At 39.3% G+C, this 20,549-nt stretch carries 17 protein-coding genes and 1 pseudogene; 15 read left to right on the top strand and 3 right to left on the bottom strand.

Translation table 11 applies throughout. The annotated features are described in order from the left end of the window. The first annotated feature begins 126 nt into the window (after nucleotides 1-126). Genes GY23_RS08285 through thrB form a run of 3 tightly spaced genes read left to right on the top strand, consistent with a single transcriptional unit; the run spans nucleotide 127 to nucleotide 3,379 of the window. Nucleotides 127-1,419: a homoserine dehydrogenase gene (locus tag GY23_RS08285; RefSeq protein WP_075618739.1), complete on the top strand. Its 1,293-nt coding sequence runs from the start codon at nucleotides 127-129 to the stop codon at nucleotides 1,417-1,419. Next, the gene (gene thrC / locus GY23_RS08280; RefSeq protein WP_075618738.1) at nucleotides 1,416-2,477 is read left to right on the top strand and encodes a threonine synthase; all 1,062 of its coding nucleotides are present in this window, start codon (nucleotides 1,416-1,418) and stop codon (nucleotides 2,475-2,477) included. Before GY23_RS08285 ends, thrC begins: the two co-directional genes overlap by 4 nt. Continuing rightward, nucleotides 2,474-3,379, top strand: coding sequence for a homoserine kinase (thrB, locus tag GY23_RS08275; RefSeq protein ID WP_075618737.1), 906 nt, complete (start codon nucleotides 2,474-2,476; stop codon nucleotides 3,377-3,379). The genes thrC and thrB overlap by 4 nt, the downstream gene beginning before the upstream one ends. A gap of 70 nt (nucleotides 3,380-3,449) precedes the next feature. Here thrB and GY23_RS08270 read toward each other — a convergent pair whose 3' ends face one another. Then, on the bottom strand, nucleotides 3,450-3,722 hold the full coding sequence (locus tag GY23_RS08270) for an alpha/beta-type small acid-soluble spore protein (protein ID WP_075618736.1): 273 nt from the start codon (nucleotides 3,720-3,722) through the stop codon (nucleotides 3,450-3,452). 332 nt (nucleotides 3,723-4,054) lie between these two features. Here GY23_RS08270 and GY23_RS08265 point away from each other — a divergent pair, with 332 nt between their 5' ends. The 4 genes from GY23_RS08265 (at nucleotide 4,055) to GY23_RS08250 (ending at nucleotide 7,656) form a co-directional block, all read left to right on the top strand. Then, a complete protein-coding gene (locus GY23_RS08265; RefSeq protein ID WP_075618735.1) occupies nucleotides 4,055-4,618 on the top strand; it encodes a DUF4358 domain-containing protein in 564 nt (187 codons plus the stop codon). A 52-nt stretch (nucleotides 4,619-4,670) separates the two neighbouring features. Next, nucleotides 4,671-6,095, top strand: coding sequence for an MBOAT family O-acyltransferase (locus tag GY23_RS08260; RefSeq protein ID WP_075618734.1), 1,425 nt, complete (start codon nucleotides 4,671-4,673; stop codon nucleotides 6,093-6,095). Between the two features lie 15 nt (nucleotides 6,096-6,110). After that, nucleotides 6,111-7,235 carry a DHHW family protein gene (locus GY23_RS08255; RefSeq protein ID WP_075618733.1) on the top strand — a complete coding sequence of 375 codons (1,125 nt, stop codon included), beginning with the start codon at nucleotides 6,111-6,113 and terminating at the stop codon, nucleotides 7,233-7,235. A 208-nt stretch (nucleotides 7,236-7,443) separates the two neighbouring features. Next, a complete protein-coding gene (locus tag GY23_RS08250) occupies nucleotides 7,444-7,656 on the top strand; it encodes a Spo0E family sporulation regulatory protein-aspartic acid phosphatase (RefSeq protein ID WP_342742398.1) in 213 nt (70 codons plus the stop codon). 442 nt (nucleotides 7,657-8,098) lie between these two features. On the opposite strand, the pseudogene GY23_RS17815 reads toward GY23_RS08250, so the two are convergent. Then, a pseudogene (locus tag GY23_RS17815) lies at nucleotides 8,099-8,532 on the bottom strand (EAL domain-containing protein). A 794-nt stretch (nucleotides 8,533-9,326) separates the two neighbouring features. Between GY23_RS17815 and GY23_RS08230 the strand changes: the two are divergent. From GY23_RS08230 to GY23_RS08200, 7 genes are all read left to right on the top strand, one after another. Continuing rightward, nucleotides 9,327-10,559, top strand: coding sequence for a M20 metallopeptidase family protein (locus GY23_RS08230; protein ID WP_075618730.1), 1,233 nt, complete (start codon nucleotides 9,327-9,329; stop codon nucleotides 10,557-10,559). Between the two features lie 15 nt (nucleotides 10,560-10,574). Next, complete coding sequence (locus GY23_RS08225) at nucleotides 10,575-11,600, top strand: ABC transporter ATP-binding protein (RefSeq protein WP_075618729.1); 1,026 nt, start codon at nucleotides 10,575-10,577, stop codon at nucleotides 11,598-11,600. Further along, on the top strand, nucleotides 11,597-12,604 hold the full coding sequence (locus GY23_RS08220; protein ID WP_075618728.1) for an ABC transporter ATP-binding protein: 1,008 nt from the start codon (nucleotides 11,597-11,599) through the stop codon (nucleotides 12,602-12,604). Before GY23_RS08225 ends, GY23_RS08220 begins: the two co-directional genes overlap by 4 nt. 19 nt (nucleotides 12,605-12,623) lie before the next feature. After that, a complete protein-coding gene (locus tag GY23_RS08215) occupies nucleotides 12,624-13,574 on the top strand; it encodes an ABC transporter permease (protein ID WP_211270653.1) in 951 nt (316 codons plus the stop codon). Nucleotides 13,575-13,592: 18 nt separating this feature from the next. Next, nucleotides 13,593-14,513 carry an oligopeptide ABC transporter permease gene (gene opp4C / locus GY23_RS08210; protein WP_075618727.1) on the top strand — a complete coding sequence of 307 codons (921 nt, stop codon included), beginning with the start codon at nucleotides 13,593-13,595 and terminating at the stop codon, nucleotides 14,511-14,513. 34 nt (nucleotides 14,514-14,547) lie between these two features. Then, complete coding sequence (locus GY23_RS08205) at nucleotides 14,548-16,176, top strand: ABC transporter substrate-binding protein (RefSeq protein ID WP_075618726.1); 1,629 nt, start codon at nucleotides 14,548-14,550, stop codon at nucleotides 16,174-16,176. Nucleotides 16,177-16,392: 216 nt separating this feature from the next. Beyond that, nucleotides 16,393-17,664, top strand: a complete 1,272-nt coding sequence (locus tag GY23_RS08200; RefSeq protein ID WP_075618725.1) for a metal-dependent hydrolase family protein — start codon at nucleotides 16,393-16,395, stop codon at nucleotides 17,662-17,664. A gap of 131 nt (nucleotides 17,665-17,795) precedes the next feature. Here the strand turns inward: GY23_RS08200 and trhO are convergent, their stop codons facing one another. After that, a complete protein-coding gene (gene trhO / locus GY23_RS08195) occupies nucleotides 17,796-18,764 on the bottom strand; it encodes an oxygen-dependent tRNA uridine(34) hydroxylase TrhO (RefSeq protein ID WP_075618724.1) in 969 nt (322 codons plus the stop codon). A gap of 274 nt (nucleotides 18,765-19,038) precedes the next feature. Here trhO and brnQ point away from each other — a divergent pair, with 274 nt between their 5' ends. Next, nucleotides 19,039-20,394 (top strand): branched-chain amino acid transport system II carrier protein, encoded by a 1,356-nt coding sequence (gene brnQ, locus GY23_RS08190; RefSeq protein ID WP_075618723.1) that lies wholly within the window; start codon nucleotides 19,039-19,041, stop codon nucleotides 20,392-20,394. The last annotated feature ends 155 nt before the right edge of the window (nucleotides 20,395-20,549 follow it).

Genomic DNA, 20,549 nt, shown 5'->3' with positions numbered 1-20,549 from the left:
CCTATCAAGTCCCATCTTTTTATTAATGATATAGGGTTGTATTGAACATAGGTACATATTATAATGTCCATATAGAAAAGACAAATGTTTTTTTAGAGAAGACAAATATAAAGGGGAAATGATTTAATGAAAAGTGAAATATCAATTGGGTTGCTGGGGCTAGGAACAGTAGGAAGTGGAGTCGCAAAAATTTTACAGCAACATCAAAAAGATCTGCGTCATAAATTAGGGGTACCGGTACTCATTAAAAAAGTACTGATTAAAGATGAAGGCAAGGATAGACAGATCGCGTTAAATCCAGATATTTTCACGACAGATATCGGGGGGATTTTAAATGATCCTTCATTAGATATCATCGTTGAAGTGATGGGTGGGATCGATGGAGCGAAACAAGCGATTGAGAAAGCTCTTCGTGCAGGAAAACAAGTAGTCACAGCTAATAAGGATGTAATGGCAGAACATGGACATGAACTTTTAAAACTAGCGGATCAAGAAAAATGCGATTTATTTTATGAAGCGAGCGTTGCTGGTGGTATTCCGATTATTCGCACGCTGGAGGACGGACTTGCTTCGGACAGGATCTCCAGTCTTATGGGAATCGTGAATGGCACAACGAACTATATCTTAACGAAAATGAAAAAAGAAAATATGAGCTATGAAACAGCTTTAGAAAAAGCAACCGAACTAGGGTTTGCTGAAGCAGATCCTTCATCTGATGTGGACGGTCTGGATGCAGCAAGAAAGATGGTAATTTTGTCTTCACTCGCATTTTCTACGGAAGTGCATCTAGACGATGTGCTAGTAAGGGGAATGAGCGAAATACAAGACGGTGATTTAGAACTTGCCGACCAATTTGGCTACACGGTTAAAATGGTTGGTACTTCAAAAAAAGATGAAGAAGGCATTGAAGTTACAGTGGAACCCATTTTCTTAGCAAATTCACATCCACTTGCCGCAGTTAATAACGAATTTAATGCGGTTTACATATATGGGGATGCAGTCGGTGAAACCATGCTTTATGGACCAGGAGCAGGTTCACTTCCTACTGCCACTTCAGTAGTTTCTGACATTATTGCAGCTTGCCGTAATCTACTGCTAGGGGTGAATGGGAAACGTCTACATGCTGCCCAATACGAAAGAGTGATGAAAGAGGACAGATATTGCCACGCGAAATACTTCCATCGCTTGCTCGTAAAAGATGAACTTGGGGTGCTGTCCAAATTAACGTCTATTTACAGTCAGCATCAAGCAAGTCTTCAGTCAGTGATGCAACATCCAATTAAAAGTGAAGGCAAAGCCGAAATCATTTTGTTAACACATCATATTTCCAGACAACAACATGTTGACATCATGAGTGATTTGGAAGGTATTGCTAGCGTCATCAGTCATTACCGCATCGAAGGGGAGGAATCAGTATGAAGTGGTTAGGGCTAATCGAACAGTATAAAGAATGGCTTCCAGTGTCGGAAGAAACACCAAAATTGACGCTACAAGAAGGTAATACTCCATTGGTTCACTTGGGAAAGTTGTCTGAAGAATGGGGAATTGATCTTCATGTAAAGTTGGAAGGAGCAAATCCAACCGGCTCATTTAAGGACCGAGGGATGGTCATGGCGGTTGCAAAAGCCAAAGAGGAAGGGAAAACCATTCTTATATGTGCCTCAACTGGCAACACGTCCGCCTCGGCGGCAGCGTATGGTGCAAGAGCGGGCATGCGAACAATTGTGGTCATTCCAGACGGAAAAATTGCACTCGGTAAGCTTGCACAAGCGAAGATGTATGGAGCGGAGATATTAGCGATTAAAGGGAACTTTGATGAAGCACTTGAAATGGTCCGTGAGGTGGGGCAAGAAGACGGCATCGCCTTAGTAAATTCCGTCAATCCATATCGGTTAGAAGGACAAAAAACAATTGCATTTGAAATGATTGATCAGTTAGAAAAAGTGCCGGATGTCGTTGCTTTGCCAGTAGGAAATGCGGGGAATATTTCAGCAGCTTGGAAAGGTTTCAGTGAATATGCACAGAAGAATGGTACTAACCGTCCAACATTACTCGGCGTTCAAGCAGCAGGGGCTGCTCCAATTGTCAATAACCATATCGTAGAAAATCCAGAAACGATCGCAACGGCAATTCGAATCGGCAATCCTGCTAGCTGGCATCTCGCGGTAAAGGCACTGAATGAATCGAATGGGACCATTCTGGCTGCGACTGACGAGGAAATTTTGGAAGCGTACCAATTGCTTGCCTCAACAGAAGGGGTTTTCGCAGAACCCGCATCATGTGCATCCATTGCAGGCATCAAAAAACAAGTAGAAAACGGTTCGCTTAAAAAAGGTACTACCGTAGTAGCGATTCTTACAGGAAACGGCTTAAAAGATCCGGAAACTGCCATTTCAGTCAATGTGCACAAACCTTTTCTTGTTCCGGAAGATATGGAACGCTTTTGGGAGGATTTGAAGAAAGGTGTGAACGTATGAGCTGGAAGGAATTCGCGGTGACAGTACCAGCATCGACCGCGAACCTAGGTCCAGGGTTCGACTCGATTGGATTAGCACTTGATCTACAAATGACAATTAAGGCATCGCCTTCCCTAGAATGGGTAGTGGAATATACCGATTGCAATTACCAACACCTATCCAGTGGAAAAGATAATTTAATCGTTGTCACTGCACTGGCGGTGGCTAAACAATTTAGTCGTCAGTTGCCAGCAGCGAAACTACTGATAGACTCAGATATTCCGCTTGGCAAAGGACTTGGGAGCAGTGCTGCCGCTATTGCTGGAGGAATCGAAATAGCAGATCGATTGCTCGGATTAGAATTGCAAATACGCGATAAAGTAAAAATAGGGAGTCAGATGGAAGGACATCCAGACAATATTTCGGCGTCATTTTATGGTGGATTAACGATTTCATATGTGGATGGGCAAGAAGTAGAAAGCATCCGTGTACAGGAAGTAGAAATTGGCGTCGTCATCATGATGCCGCCGAATGAATTTCTAACAACGGAGTCTAGAGGACTTTTGCCGGCATCACTTTTACATCATGTGGCGACTCAGGGAAGTGCAGCAAGCAATGTGTTAACAGCTGCATTAGTTCAAGGGGATTGGGAGACTGCTGGAAGAATGATGGGGAAGGACACATTCCATGAACCTTTTCGTAAAAGTAGATTTTCGGATTTTGATTCCATCCGTCAAGTAAGCAAGGGGTTGGGCGCATACGGCTCGGCCATCAGTGGTGCAGGCCCATCCCTTTTCATAGCAGTGAATGCAGGGGAAGAAGGAAAAATCGCCGTTCAATTAAGAAAAGAGTTTCCACATTATCAATGTATTGTGACCAAACCGTCCTCAGCAGGAGTGAAATCGTTTGAAATGGTAATTTAACTATCATATCTATAAGTAAATCCCAATCAGGTAATTTATGATTGGGATTAATCGTGTTCAATCAACGATTTTATTTTTTCAGCATTTGTTCTTGAGCCATTCTAATCATCTCTTTGACCATATTGCCACCTATAGGTCCACCTATTTTGCCTGCTTGTTCAGATGTGAGTTTTCCATTGTAATCTTTACTAAGTGGTATCCCCAGTTCATTTGCAATTTCATATTTTACATCATCTGGTTTCTCTTCATTTACGTTGTACCCTTTAGATTTCATGACTTTTGCTTTTAATTGATTTAAACCTGCTCTCGCTTCAGGGATAATTATTTTATTGTTTTTTGCCATTTGAATCTCCTCCTCTTTACTACAGTGTTTCCTGAAAGAGAAATTGAATTCTTCAGTAAACATAATGTCTGTAAAAAAGTGAAAACTTCTTCTAGTAAAGTATCGGAAAGTTTCCGTGATTGGGGTGTTTCCTACGTGAAACCCTTTTTTACGACTGAGCCATCGCTCAGTATCGGTGGATGATTACTAAAGCCTTAATTTCAATTACGAATTTAGAACTTGTCATCCCGGATTCCCTTGAATGCTAAATAATAGTACTTTTGTAACTAAATATAAAGGTGTCCGTCTAATTTTGTTGTAAGAAGATATTTCAATTATTTTAGGAGGACATCATGAAAAGAATTTTAAGTTTACTAGTTTTTATTGCTATCCTATCTTTGTTAGTAGGATGCACAGAGCAATCGATTGATGAGAAAGAAAAAGCACCGAAAGTCTCGTTAGAGGAGATTGCAACACAGATTAAAGAACAAATTGCTGAGGACATGAAAGCGAATGGTGCCGGGGAAGATGTTTTAGTTGATGGAAATTTACAGAGCTATATTGAGACTGATTTAAAAGAATCGGAAGAGGATGATCCTGCAGTTGCTATCTTGCTTGAGAAGATGCAATTAAACAAGGAAGAGTTTAACAGTGGGATTGTTATAGCAGCGATGATGAACGTCAACTCCGATGAGATTATTTTATTGGAAGCGTCCGACGAAGCCCATGTAGATAAGCTTAAAGAAAGTTTGGAAAGAGAATTAGAAGCGCAAACACATACTTGGGAGCAGTATTTGCCAGATCAATATGAAAAAGTGAAAAAAAATATCATAACTACAAAAGGCAACTATTTATTGTATGTGACGTATGAACATCCAGAAAAAATCAAAGAAGTATTTAATCAAAATTTCGAGTAAACCAAAAGGCACTCTGAGTGCCTTTTTCTATATCTAAACTGGAAGTGATTTCATGGTTTTTAGCAGTTTAACGTTTCTTTTTTTCTTTTTACCTATCACGCTTTTCATCTATTATGTAAGCCCAAAGAAAATGAAAAATATCGTATTACTTATCGTTAGTTTGTTTTTTTATGCATGGGGGGAGCCTATTTATATAGCCCTTATGATTTTTTCGGCATGTGTTGATTATTTTCATGGATTATTTATTCATAAATATCGGCTAAAAAATCGGCTGAAAGCAAAAGTTGTCCTCATTTCTTCCTTGATCGTAAATATAGGAATTCTAACGTTTTTTAAATATGCAGATTTCTTGATTGACAGTGTAAATGTTTTGCTGGGTACGGGAATGGATCCTCTTCACTTGTCCCTCCCAATAGGAATATCTTTTTATACATTTCAAACGATGTCTTATTCCATTGATATCTATCGTGGGCAGGTACTCCCTCAAAAAAATCCTATTGCGTTAGCACTTTATGTATCATTATTTCCGCAATTAATCGCTGGACCAATTGTCCGTTATCAAACAATTGCTGAAGAACTTCAGCGACGTGAGTGGAATCCCTCCCAATTTTCTGATGGCATAAAGATTTTTATCATCGGGTTAGGTAAAAAAGTGCTTCTTGCGAACAATATCGGGTTACTATGGAATGACATTCAAAATCAAAGCCCTACTGAACTATCCGTACTCACAGCGTGGCTTGGAATAATAGCATTCTCTCTACAAATTTATTTTGACTTCAGTGGTTATTCTGATATGGCTGTAGGATTAGGTAAAATGTTTGGATTTAATTTCCCAAGGAATTTTCATTACCCATATATCTCAAAAAGTGTGACTGAGTTTTGGCGAAGATGGCATATTTCTTTAGGCACTTGGTTTCGTGACTATGTATACATACCGCTTGGAGGAAGTAGAAAAGGGAAGTTACTAAACTACCGAAACTTATTTATTGTTTGGGGGATAACAGGGTTATGGCATGGGGCGAGTTGGAATTTTGTTTTATGGGGACTATATTTTGGAGTGCTGATTGCCATTGAAAAAGCTGGCTGGCTGAACATAATAAGAAAAATGAATCCAGTTTTTCAACATGCCTATCTTCTTTTTGTCATCCTAATTAGTTGGGTACTATTTGTATTTGAAGATTTCATGGCAGGTCTTGAATATGCGAAAATCATGTTCGGTTTGTCGATGAATAACCTTTACGATGCACAGTTTCTCTATTATTTTTATACCCATATTGTTTTACTTATTATTCTACTCATTGCATCAACGCCAGCACTTTTTACTTTTCGACATACATATATAAGTAAGCAATCGAAAACTATCATTTCTTTTGTTGAACATGTGGGTATACCTTCCTATTATTTATGGATTCTTTTATTATCAACGGCTTACTTGGTTGATGCATCATATAATCCATTTCTGTATTTTCGTTTTTAATGGGGGGGTCTAGACATGTCTGTGGTGAATAAAGTTATTTGTGGAATATTCCTGTGTTTTATATTCGGTATAGGCGTTTCAAATCTAGTTTCAAAGAACATGAACTTTTCTGAAATCGAAAATCGTGTTTTGTCTCAAATGCCACAATTTACATTTGACAGTTTTATTTCAGGTGAATTTACAGATGACTTTGAAGTGTATTTAAGTGATCAATTTGTTTGGAAAAAATTTTGGGTGGGACTTAATACCGATGTCGAACGGGTAACATTAAAGAAAGAAAATAACGGCGTATTTTTTGGCAAAGAAGACTATTTATTAGAAGGCTATGATAAGCCAGGGGAGCAGCTTCAAAAAAATATAAATAACATTCTCTATTTTTTAAATAAAGCTGAGAATATTACATCATATTTGATGGTCGCTCCAACATCGGTGGGAATATACAATGAAAACTTACCTTTGTATGCACCATCATTTAGTCAGAAAGAAACACTTACTTATTTAGAGGATCAGTTTAATGAATCGATAATATATTTAGATGTATATGGTGTTCTATTACGTGAAAAAGAGGAGCAGATATACTTTCGGACAGACCATCATTGGACAAGTATAGGTGCTTATTACGCATATGAAGCCGCGGCAAAAAAGATGGGATTTCGGCCTTATAGGAAAGATGATTTTTCCGTTGAAACGGTATCTAATGATTTTTATGGTACTTTGTATTCGAAAGCAAGTGCCTATCGTATAGAACCCGATGAGATTGAAATTTTTCTTCCAAAGTTCAATTTAACTTATGAGGTGGAATACGAAGTTAATGACCAAAGTTCAAACACGCTATATGAATGGGACAATTTAAATAAAAAAGACCAATATGCTGTATTTTTAAATGGCAATCATAGTCTTGTGAAAATTAAATCTAGTCTCCATAACGGACGAAAACTCGTTGTTATAAAAGATTCATATGCACACGCCTTTATACCATTCCTAGCAAATCATTTTGAAGAGATACATGTAATTGATCTTCGTTACTACCATCTGAATATATACGAGTATTTGGATACCAACGAAATTGATGAAGTCTTGTTTTTATATAATCTAGCTAATTTTTCACAGGATAAGAATATGATTTGGTTGAAACAGTAATTTTCCTGACATTTAGAGGATCAAACAAATGTTTAAGTCAACATTTTTTTGTTTTATTTTGGGTAAATGTGACAAAATAATGAAAATTGTAATTAGAACCAAGTTTCGACAATTTTTACATTCCATCTATAATACTATGAAAAAGTTGTTTCATAACGAACTGGATAAATGAAGCCGAGAAAATTAGTGTATGGGGGAAATGAAAAAGATGAGAATGTTAAATAAATATATATTGCTGGTAAAAATCTATTTATATAAAAGAGATATGTATAATAATGCAAAGCGTTTTGGATTTGTAGATCCACGTGTTGTTGCGTGTAGCCAAAGACTGGATGAACTATTGAACACGTATCAACAATTAAATGATGCGAATTTTCAAATGCCAACTCAACGTGCAACGCAGTTTATGAACTATCGTTAATGAATCATCGTGGGAATCAGAAAAGACGCCCGGCAACCACCCCGGACGTCTAAGTATAAGTGAAACAACATAACAAATCAGGGAAAGTATGTTGTTGCACATATGATCAAAATTGAGTTTAGAAAAGTTTCCTTTTCTACTACACACTTAGTGTAACACGAGATAAAGAACCGTCTAGAGATCAATATTTTCATGCATTCCCAATATGTTCTTCATTAGAGATAAAACAAAGAAAATCCCAATCATTAACATCGAACTGGATTTTATTCCCACATAAAAGTACACCGTTTAACGAGTGCAAAATCATTCATCAGTTGTTCAAGATAGTTCGTTTACTGAAAAATTGTTCTTCTAACTCTATCGCTGAAATTGGTTTGCTGAAATAATAACCTTGGCCCATCGGACATTCCAATTGACCTAGGAAATGAAGGTGATCCTCTGTTTAAGTCCCTTCAGCAACAACATTTAAGTTGGATATTTTCCCATTGTTAATGATTGTTTCAATAAGAGTAATATCTTTACTATTGCCGATCAAATCACGAACGAATGATTGATCTATCTTCAACGTATCGAAAGGCAAGTTTTTCTGAAGACTAAGGGATGAGTAACCCGTTCCAAAATCATCAATCGATACCCAAATCCAAGTTCCTTGAGGGCAGTTATTTTTGGAATGACTAATTCGAAGTCTTCAAGCACACTCTCCGTAAATTCAAGTTCTAAATAGTTGGCCTCTATGTTATATATGTACAAACTAGATTCGATAAAAGGAATTAAGTTATTATCTCGAAACTGTTGTTGAGAAACGTTAAACGAGAATTTAACTAATGGATGCCCATTGCGCCGTAATATGTCTATTTGGTTTAAGACTCTACTAATTACCCAGTTCCCGATTTCGATAAATACCCCAGTATCTTCAGCGATCGGGATAAACGAACCCTAAACTCGAATTTTCCCATCGGATCAGTGCTTCGACTCTTGCTAATTCATTCGTCTGCAAATTGAATTTTGACTGATAGTGAAGATAAAGTTCACATTTTTTATCGCTTTTCTTAATTCAACCTCAATCAACGTTTTCTTTCAAGCTGTAGCTTTAGATCATTAGTAAAAAGTTTAAATGTGTTTTTCCCATCGATTTTGTCATAATATATCGCGGTGTCTGCATAAGTTATTAGTTATTAGGTGGACAGTACAACAGAATTTTAATGGATATATGGTAGGTAAAATGAGTGAAAAAATACGGGCAATCTAATCCAAGTCATGGAAATCAAGTGACTTGGATTTTTTGATGGAGTCAATTAATGGAATAGAAAGAACAAGAATAATGTCGATATATATATTTTAATAGAATTTTTTAAATTTTCAAAAATATAAATTGATTATTTGATAATTATCCATTATAGTTTTAAAAATAGTTTAATTATTTCCATCATTGTGATTGCTTTATTCGTAAGCATGAATAAAAATGTACTTCAGAAAGATGACTGTGGGGTGTGAATTAGTTAGTAGATGCTTACGGTGACTCATAATAAATTTGTATTTGGGATGATCGGTAAATTGTTTTCGTGCAATTGAGCGAAAATGACGAATTGAATAATGTGTTTATTTAGCTGAATGTTGTGACAATTTAATTAATCTGCATAATTATAATAAACGATAAGGGATGTGTTCGTATGATAGACAGTTGGAAAGAGAGTTTAGATGAGTTATATAGTCAGATGGTTGAGTGGAGACGAGATTTTCATATGAATCCAGAATTATCGTTTGAAGAAGTAAGGACGCCCCAAAAAATTGCCGATTACCTGAGTAATTTAGGGATTGAAGTGAAAACAGGTGTTGGTGGTCGAGGAGTCGTCGGGATTATCAGGGGAGGAAAGCCAGGTAGAACAATTGCATTGCGTGCAGATTTTGACGCACTCCCGATTCAGGATGAGAAGAATGTTCCTTACAAGTCAACCGTTCCTGGTGTCATGCATGCATGTGGGCACGATGGGCACACAGCAACACTTCTGGGAGTGGCGAAAATATTGAGTGAGAACCGAGAGTACTTACATGGAAATGTGGTGCTTTTACATCAACACGCTGAAGAAAAAGCTCCAGGTGGGGCAATCGCGATGGTGGAGGACGGTGCGCTTGATGGGGTGGATGTTGTATTTGGAACTCATTTAATGGCAAATGCACCGTATGGAACTTATTCTTATCGCAAAGGACCGATGATGGCCGCGGTAGATGCCTTTGTTATAACAATACAAGGAAGAGGTGGACACGGTTCAGCGCCACACGAAACAGTAGATGCTATCGCAATTGGTACACAGGTTGTCAATCAGCTTCAGCATATCGTGGCGAGACAAATCAATCCTCTAAGACCCGCTGTAGTTTCCGTAGGATCTTTCCATGCTGGGGGAGCACCGAATGTCATCGCAGATACTGCGGAAATTACGGGAACTGTCCGTACGTTTGATCCGGAAGTTCGTGACCGCATTGAAAATGAGATGAAAACGATTGTGCAAGGAATTTGCGCAGCATTTCATGCGACATGTGAAGTGGAGTATTCACGTGGCTATCCCGCACTTGTAAATCATGATAAAGAAACGGATGTATTTGTTGAAGTCATGAGCAAACAAGTCGGTGAAGAGAAGTTAGTCAACATCGAGCCCATTATGGGAAGTGAGGATTTTGGGTATTTCATTCAAAATAAACCAGGCATGTTTTTCTTCACTTCAGCAGGAAATGAAGAAATTGGAGCATGTTACCCTCATCATCACCCAAAATTCGATTTCGATGAAAGAGCCATGATACTGGCTGGTCAAGCTCTACTATCGATTACCCATCACTATTTATGCGAACAACCATCTAAAGATGAAAATTTCGATGAACATGCTGATATTGAACTAATGACAACCTAGAGAGGAGGGCATATTTTGGCAAAATACTTATTGGAAGTAGATAAGCTTCAAACTGTATTTAAGACAGGTAAGGGAGAGGTTACATCTGTAGAGGAAGTAAGCTTCCAGTTGAAACCAGGACAAACAATTGGCATCGTCGGAGAATCAGGGTGCGGGAAAAGCGTTACCTCTTTATCGATTATGAGATTGCTTGGGAAACATGGAATAGTCAAAAAAGGATCCATCCTGTTTAATGGGCTTGATTTGACCAAAATATCCGAGTCGGAGATGAGAAATATCAGAGGCAATGAAATCTCGATGATTTTTCAGGAACCGATGACTTCCCTTAACCCGGTTTTCACAATCGGAAATCAAATGATGGAGGGCATTCGCCTCCATATGAAATTAAGCAAAAAGGAAGCGAGAAAATATTCCATCGAAATGCTTAATAGTGTTGGTATTCCAAGACCTGAAGCAATAATGGATGAATTTCCACACTCCCTGTCAGGAGGAATGAGGCAGCGCGTCATGATTGCCATGGCGCTTTCCTGCAACCCCAAATTGCTTATTGCAGATGAGCCAACCACTGCTCTGGATGTAACGATTCAAGCGCAAATACTGGAATTAATGAAAAATATTCGTACTAAGTTCAATACAGCCATTATGATTATTACCCATGATTTGGGTGTTGTCGCAGAAATGGCAGATAGAATTATTGTTATGTATGCCGGTCAAGTTGTGGAGGAAGCGAATGTCTTCACCTTATTCGATAATCCCAAACACCCTTATACAAAAGGCTTGATTGGCTCAATCCCACATATTGATTATGATGCGGAAGAGCGTCTGGTATCAATTCCCGGTGCAGTTCCCAGTTTTCAGAATATGCCAACAGGTTGTCGATTCCATACAAGATGTGAATTTGCAATGGAACGCTGTTTACAGCAACAACCAGATTTAATTCCTGTTCCCAATGATGAACTTGACGATCATAAAGTCAGATGTTGGCTAGGGGAAGAAGAATTGGCAGCAACTCAACCCGGAAATAGGGAGGTTACCGTATGATTTTGGAATCCTTGAAAGAAACAACGATTTCTACTGAAAGTTCCCCAATCTTACAAGTTAGAAACCTTAAACAACATTATCCAATTACAAAAGGAATCCTTTCCAGAACAGTAGGGCATGTAAAAGCAGTCGATGGAATTTCATTCGACATATTTCCTGGTGAAACGCTAGGTTTGGTAGGAGAATCTGGCTGCGGAAAATCAACAACAGGCAGAGCGATTGTGCAATTGGAAAAGCCGACTGAAGGAGAAATTATATTTGAAGGAAAAAACTTAGCGGATTTTTCAAGCAGGGAAATGAGAAAAATCCGTACCGATTTACAAATAATCTTCCAAGATCCTTATTCTTCGTTGAATCCAAGAAAACGAATTGGTGATTTACTAAGCGAACCATTGTTGTTCCACAAACTGGTAGAGCCTTTTGAGGTGAAGAAAAAAGTGGACGATATATTAGAGGTCGTAGGTTTACCAAGAGCATATGTCGGTCGCTATCCTCATGAGTTCTCGGGGGGGCAGCGTCAACGGATTGGAATTGCAAGAGCATTGATTTTGAACCCTAAATTAATCGTTTGCGATGAGCCGGTTTCAGCGCTGGATGTATCCATACAAGCCCAAGTCTTAAACCTTTTAAAAGATTTGCAAAAGGAGTTTCAGCTAACCTTTTTATTTATTGGACATGGACTGGGTGCAGTGAAATACATCAGTGATCGAATTGCAGTTATGTACCTGGGGAATATCGTGGAAATTGCAAAAACTGAAGATATCTTTAAAAACCCAAAGCATCCCTATTCTAGTGCATTGTTGAGTGCATACCCAGTGCCAAATCCACATCTGCGGAATAAAGAAAAAATCGTCTTACAAGGTGATGTACCAAGTCCGGCAAATCCACCATCTGGTTGTAAGTTTCATACGAGATGTCCTTTTGTACAGAGCAAGTGCAGGGAGGAAGTGCCAGTATTAAAGGGCATAGATCATAGTGTTGCGTGTCATTTCCCATTAAGTTAATAAGAAAGGAGGAAGAATATTGTTTCAATATATTATTCGGAGAATACTCATCGCAGTCCCGGTTTTATTCGGTGTCACGATTTTCAACTTCCTAATTATCAATCTGGCACCCGGTAACCCGGTAGATATGTTTGTTAACCCAAATATGTCTGTAGCGGATATTACAGCAAAAAAAGAAGCGCTTGGATTAAATGATCCATTATGGGAGCAGTACGGTAGATGGATGGGGAATCTCTTCCAAGGTGACTTTGGTTATTCCTTCTCTACATACGAACCTGTAATAAGTAATATTGCAGATCGACTTGGCCCAACGTTGCTATTGATGGCGACTGCCTTGGTAATTGCATATTTAATTGCAATTCCAATTGGGATACTTAGTGCAACAAGACAATATTCTTTCATTGATTATTTAACAACAACGTTTTCGTTCTTTGGGATTTCGGTTCCAAGTTTCTTTTTGGGACTGGGTGCTATTTATCTGTTTGCTATTGTATTTCCCATTTTCCCGACGGGAGGGATGAATACCCTGGGGGGCTCGGCGGGCTTTACGGATACCATTATGCACTTGATTCTCCCGGCCTTGGTATTGGGGACGGGAATTGCAGGAAGCATGGTGCGTTATGTACGTTCAAGCATGCTGGAAGTTTTGGGACAGGATTACTTACGGACTGCACGGGCAAAGGGACTGCATCACTTTATTGTCAATAATAAACATGCATTGCGAAATGCATTGATCCCGATTGTAACGATCATTGGACTGGAAATTCCACTGTTGATTGGTGGTGCTGTAGTAACCGAGCAGATTTTCCAGTGGCCGGGACTGGGGCAGTTAACAATTCAATCCATTGGATCCCGGGATTATCCAACATTGATGGCCTTGAACTTTCTCGCCGCAATTACAGTATTGTTTTCTAACCTTATAACTGATGTCATGTACTCAGTTGTTGATCCGCGAATTAAATACAACTAGAGGAAATGAGGGGGGAAAATGTCATTACAAAATTTAAATTCTGCCGTTATTCCAAACTCCGAGCTTGCGAAACAGCAAGGTGAACTTGGGAAAGAAGAGACTTATTTAAGGGTAATCGCTACTCGTTTTCTAAAGCATAAGCTTGCTGTTTTGGGCATGATCATGTTCACGCTGATTGTATTAATGGCTATTTTTGCACCTGTCATAGCACCTCATGATCCATTTGAAATCGGATACGAATTTGAGGCGAAACCGTCCGCGGAACATATACTCGGGACGGACCAGGTTGGACGGGATGTACTGAGTCGTCTGATTTACGCTTCACGTGTTTCGCTTTCGGTTGGTTTGGGAGCGGTGGCAATATACGTAGTAATCGGAACCATTTTGGGTGCGATAGCTGGTTATATGGGCAAATGGGCCGATATGATCATCATGCGGATTACGGATGTCTTTATGTCCTTTCCTTTCCTGATGGTAATTTTGGTATTGGTTAGTGTTATGGGACCAAGTTTATTCAACATTATCTTGGTTTTAGGGTTTTTGGGTTGGCCTCCAATTGCCCGTTTAGTTAGGGGGAGTGTGTTGTCCCTTAGGGAAATGGATTATGTGAAGGCGGGGGTTGCCCTTGGTTACACTGCCCCAAGGATTTTGATAAATCATATCCTGCCGAATGCACTTGCTCCAATACTCGTCAATGCGACATTTGGGATCGCGGCGGCAATCATCATGGAAGCTTCCTTGAGTTTCTTGGGAATGGGAGTCCAGCCACCAACTGCAAGCTGGGGAAATATGCTGACTGAAGCACAGTCGTTGACGGTTCTTGCGCAGCAACCATGGTTGTGGATTCCACCGGGATTAATGATTGTCCTTGCTGTCATTTCCATAAACTTCATGGGAGATGGGCTCCGGGATGCGGTAGATCCAAAAAGCTTTAAGTAATAGTTAATATAATAAATATCTTAGGGGGAACAAAATGAAACGCACAGTCCAGAAAGTCCTATGCCTGATGACCATTCTTTCACTTCTGATCTTAACTGCTTGCAGTGGGGAAGCAACTGAAAAAGACAATACTGGTAATGAGAAAAAACAGGATTCAAAATCAATGTTTATTGGCTTAGTTAACCCACCAACGGGGTTTAACCCGATCAATGCTGGTGACGTAGCTGCAATGTTCATCCAGAAGTACTTCCAGGATACTTTATTGGAAATGGATGGACCGTTGAACTTTGTTCCTCGATTGGCTGAATCATTCGAGTCGGAAGATGGACAACATTACACCGTGAAAATCAATAAGGATGCCAAGTGGACAGACGGTACTCCAGTCACATCGGAAGATTTGGCATTTACAATCAACACAATTGCCAATCCTAAATCAGAGACTTCCCAAGGAGCAAACATTTCAATGCTGGCTGGTCTAGAAGCAAACGGAAAGCTCCCTGAAGGACAAACTGAATTATCTTCAGTGAAAATAATCGATGACAAAACGGTGGAGTTAACTACTGCAGTTCCAGTTGATCCTAACTATATGAAGGAAATTTTTGGATTGAACGTATTGACTTTACCGAAACACATTCTGGGTGATGTCCCGGTTGAAGAGTTATCGAAACATTCTTACATGCAAAATCCTACAGTGTCTTCAGGTGCATTTAAATTTGTTAAATACGAGAAGGACCAATTCGTGGAACTGGCTGCCAATAAAGATTACTATTTGGGAACACCAGAGCTTGAAAAGCTATTTATCAAAATCATGCCAGCTCCAAATCTTGTAGGTCAACTTCAAACAGGGGAACTTGATTTTAACGTTTCAAAAGGTATCGGTAAAATTGCGGTACAGGACTATGAAACTGTAGAAGGTTTAAAAAATGTTGTGACAAATGTTGAACCGACAATCGGATTCCAAACAATGTATTTCAATAACACTAAGTTTAACAATGAAGTTCGAACTGCATTGTCCATGGCAATTGATCGTCAGCTAATTGTTGACAAATTGTTGAAAGGATTTGGAGAAGTTATCGATGGTCCATATTCATCAGTTTCTCCATTCTTGGATAAGAGCGTGGGTGCAATCGAATACAATCCTGAAAAAGCAAAAGAAATGCTGGAGAAAGCTGGATTTGATTTCAATACTCCTTTAGAATTCGTTGTACCTATCGGGAATAAAGTTCGTGAGCAGTCGGCTCCAATCATTGCACAGAGTCTTGAAGCAATCGGGGTAAAAACAAAGATAACAAACTACGATTTCCCGACAATCATGGCAAAAGGTAAAGAAGGAGCATTCGACCTTCTATTACTCGGATTCACATTAACACTTGATCCAGACGTATCGAGTATATATGCGACAGGAGCTACTTACAACTTCATGGGATACAGTGACCCGGAAATGGATGCACTATTAGTGAAAGGTAAACAAGAGCCGGATACTGAAAAACGTAAAGTCATCTATAGTGAAATCCAGAAAAAAATTATCGAAGAAGCGCCAATCGTCACATTATACTCTGACCATGATTTCTCTGGTGTGAACAAGCGTGTCGAGTTTGGTAAGCCTGTAACTTTCGGTATGCACCATAACTTACAGAAATGGTCAGTGAGCGGGGCTAACTGATCAGTTGCAAGAAAGAGAGATAGCGTCGTCCAAACGGCGCTTTTTTAATAAGAATGCTCATTCCGTAATAGGAAGAGGATTCACTCTATTAAATATTTCTGTTGTTATCGTGCATTTGCGCTGTACGCACGTTCGCATTAGCCAACAAGTATGAATATTGATATTTCTACTCCTAGCTAGAATTGATGAAAATTATATGAAGTGAGGGATTGAAGGATGGCTATTACAGTGATTAAGAATGGTAGTCTAATTGACGGGAATGGTGGAGAGCCGGTATCGCATGCTGCTTTGGCAATGGAAGGCGAGAAAATCGTATTCGTTGGCAAGGAGAAGGATTTGCCGAGCTTTGAAGGGGAAATCTCTTACATGGATGCGAATGGTGGGTACATCCTTCCGGGATTCATTGATTCACATGTTCATTTGATGTTGGAGTATGAGCCAGTGGAATTCAGACTAGCCACTCCTTTCTCACTTAATTTCTATAAATCGATAGAATTCATGCGTAACACTCTCAATGCCGGGATTACGACGGTGAGGGATTGTGGCGGAACGGATGCGGGTGTAAAACAAGCTGTTGAAAAAGGTCTGATTGAAGGGCCACGCATGCAAATTTCCATAACGGCCCTTACAACAACCGGTGGGCATGGCGATACATGGACAGCATCCGGCCAGACTGTCAAATTACTTATGGATGAATATCCCGGCATGCCAAGTGGAATTTGCGACGGGGTCGAGGAAGTTCGTAAAACGGTTAGGGAAATACTCCGTGCCGGAGCGGAAGTCATAAAGGTTCATAGCACTGGCGGCGTACTGAGTCCGACAGATCACCCCGAGTTCACTCAATTTACGATCGACGAGTTGAAAGTGATGGTTGAAGAAGCTGGATTTAGACGAGGGATCAAGGTAATGGCACATGCGCAAGGATCGGAAGGAATCAAGAATGCCGTCAAGGCAGGGATCCATTCCATCGAGCATGGCATCTATCTGGATGACGAGTGCATCGAACTTATGGTTGAGAACGGAACGTATTTGGTGCCGACATTATTGGCCCCGGTAGCTGTGCTGGAGCTTGCAGCAACGGCAGGCATGCCGGAATGGGGAGTTAAAAAGGCTGAAGAAGTGGTGGTGGCTCATAAAGAAAGCATCGCCAAAGCTTACAAAGCCGGTGTGAAAATCGCCATGGGAACAGATGCCGGTGTCATGGCTCATGGCACAAATTTAAGAGAGTTGTCTTTGATGAATGAGATTGGGATGACACCGATGGAAACGATTGTGGCGACAACGAAGACTGCCGCTGAATGCTTAGGATGGGAAGATAAAGTAGGAACGTTGGAGGTCGGGAAATTCGCGGATGTGGTCATTACCAAAAAGAATCCGCTGACGGAATTGCGCTCACTGGAAGACAACTCAAATATTCGTGTTGTCATAAAAGGCGGTAAGGTTGTGAAGGAAGAAGTATCTAGTGAGGTATTGGTTTCCGTGATGTAATAGGAGAATAGTATTTTATTGATCAGGAGTCTCGGGAAAATCCGATACTCCTGTTTTTGGTTCGAAAACAAAACCCATCACCTGGCCAAATCTTTCAAGATTTGATCTGATGATGGGTTTTAAATTGGAGACTATGCATTTTGTCTCAAACGATCAATTTCCTGTAATTTCGTAGAAACTTGTTCTTCCGTCAATTGATGCTCAACGATATAGCGGTTGCTTGGATGTGTGCGGCATTCATCAGAGCAACTACGCATATACAGATGTTCGTTTTCTTCTGAGCAAAGAATTTTGTCGTTACATTCTGGGTTGGCACAGTTTACATAGCGTTCACAAGGTTCACCTGTAAAATAATCTTTTCCGACAATTACGTGTTCAACTTGATTGATTGGTACTGCGATGCGCTCGTCAAAGACGTACATTTGACCATCCCATAATTGACCGCGTACTTCAGGGTCTTTCCCGTATGTCGCAATTCCTCCGTGAAGTTGGCCCACATCTTCATATCCTTCTTTAACTAACCATCCAGAGAATTTTTCACAACGAATTCCACCTGTACAATACGTTAGGATTTTCTTCCCTTCGAACTGTTCTTTATTCTCACGCATCCATTGAGGTAAGTCACGGAAGTTTTTGATTTCCGGACGAACCGCGCCGCGGAAATGACCTAAATCAAATTCATAATCATTTCGTGCATCAATTACGATCGTGTCATCTTGTTGCATTTTTTCGTAGAACTCGGTAGGTGATAGATATTGTCCAGTTAGTTCATTTGGATTGATATCATCATCGCCGAGACCGAGGTGAACCACTTCTTTTTTTGCACGGACATGCATTTTTTTGAACGCATGACCTTCAGCAGCATCTATTTTGAACGACATATCTGAAAAGCGTTCATCGTCTTTCATCATATCTATATAGGCTTGGGTCTGATCCAATGTACCGGATACAGTTCCATTTATCCCTTCATGAGAAACGAGAATACGTCCTAATAGGCCGAGCTCTTTACATGCGGCTAAATGAGTTTGTGCGAATAATTCGGGTTCTTCTATAGGTACATATTTATAATATAACAATACTTGATAAGCTTTGTTTTCCATTCAAATCTAACCACCTTACATTTATGCTAATTCAATCAATAAAGATAGCACAAATTCATCAAAAAGACAATGAAAGTAGTCAATCTTAATTAGAACAGACAAACGTTCATTATAGCCATCTAAAAATACTTTAATTTAATCTTAATAATATTCTAAAAAGTGTCGCATAATATATTGCATTTCAATTTTAGATAGAGTAAGATAACACCCAGTGATATATTGCATATGAGTTTTAAATATCATATAAAAAATTGTCTAATAGGAGGAATCATATATGAATAAGAAATTGTCTTTTGGATCTTATACAGTAATAGGTGTTATGCTTTTTGCTTTGTTTTTTGGAGCAGGGAATCTTATCTTTCCAGCTTCACTAGGACAACAAGCTGGATCTAATGTTTGGATCGCGGTGGCAGGGTTTTTACTAACTGGTATAGGTCTACCATTCCTCGGGATATTAGCAATGGGGTTCTCAGGTAGTCGTAGTTTACAGGATCTTGCTAGTCGCATACATCCTATATATGCCGTTATTTTTACAGCTTTGCTGTATTTAACTATTGGACCGCTTTTTGCGATTCCCCGCACAGGAGCCGTTTCGTATGACATCGGTGTTGCTCCATTTATCGGTGCAGGATATGAACAAATTGCTCTACTGGTCTTTACGTTTATTTTCTTTGCAGTGACACTTTGGTTGTCATTAAATCCATCAAAAATGGTGGACCGCATTGGTAAATTATTATCACCTGCGATTTTAGTTTTACTAGGTATTCTTTTGATCATGGTTATTGTAAAACCGATGGGATCCATTCAAGCACCACAAGAATCTTATGCTAGCGGTGCCTTTTTAAAAGGTTTTACAGAGGGCTATAATACGATGGACGCACTAGCATCTTTGGTTTTTGGGATTATTGTAATTAATATTATTCGTAAAATGGGGATTACTTCGACTCGAGATATTTTAGTAGCAACAGCAAAATCGGGTGGAATTGCCACTGTGTTACTTGGCGTGATTTATGTAGGAATCGCTTATTTAGGAGCGACGAGTGTAGAATCATTTGGTCTATTTAAAACTGGTGGACCAGTTCTGACTAGCGCGTCCACACACTATTTTGGAATCTTTGGGACAATGTTGATGTCAGTTGTCATTTTCCTAGCCTGTTTAACGACAAGCGTTGGCTTAATCACGGCATGTGGAGAGTACTTCCATACAATACTTCCTAAAATTAGTTATAAATTATTTGTGATTGGTTTCTCTACATTCTCATTTGTTGTTGCAAACTTTGGTCTATCAAACATTATTACGTATTCAGTTCCAGTTCTTATGTTCTTGTATCCATTGGCAATTGTCTTGATGATGCTAACATTTGCATCTCCACTGTTTAATCATTCACGGTTAGTCTATGTGTCTGCAACGATTGTTACGTTTATGATTAGTAGTATTGATGGACTGAAAACTTTATGTCAATCGTTGAAATTGGAGTACTTTGATTGGATGAAACCAATCATTTCATTCTATGAAGCCTACTTGCCTTTATACGATCAAGGTCTAGGATGGTTAGTTCCAGTTCTGATTGTCATCGTCATTACAGGAATTCTAGTGCATGTCCGAAAGTTATCAAATAGTTACGCATAATTGAATCAACTAAAACCCCAAATCTCTTAACACTTGATAATAAGTGTGGGATTTGGGGTTTTTTTCAATATTAATAAGTATGTTTACTTAATTTAGACTGCCAAAATAAGCGAAAATGTGTTATTTTTGATAAATACTGATTAAAAATACATGTA

Origin of the sequence: Paenisporosarcina indica (assembly GCF_001939075.1) — a bacterium.
GTDB classification, from domain to species: Bacteria; Bacillota; Bacilli; order Bacillales_A; family Planococcaceae; genus Paenisporosarcina; species Paenisporosarcina indica.
Note: the sequence above shows the minus strand (reverse complement) of the source record. Positions and strands in the feature narration are given on the sequence as shown.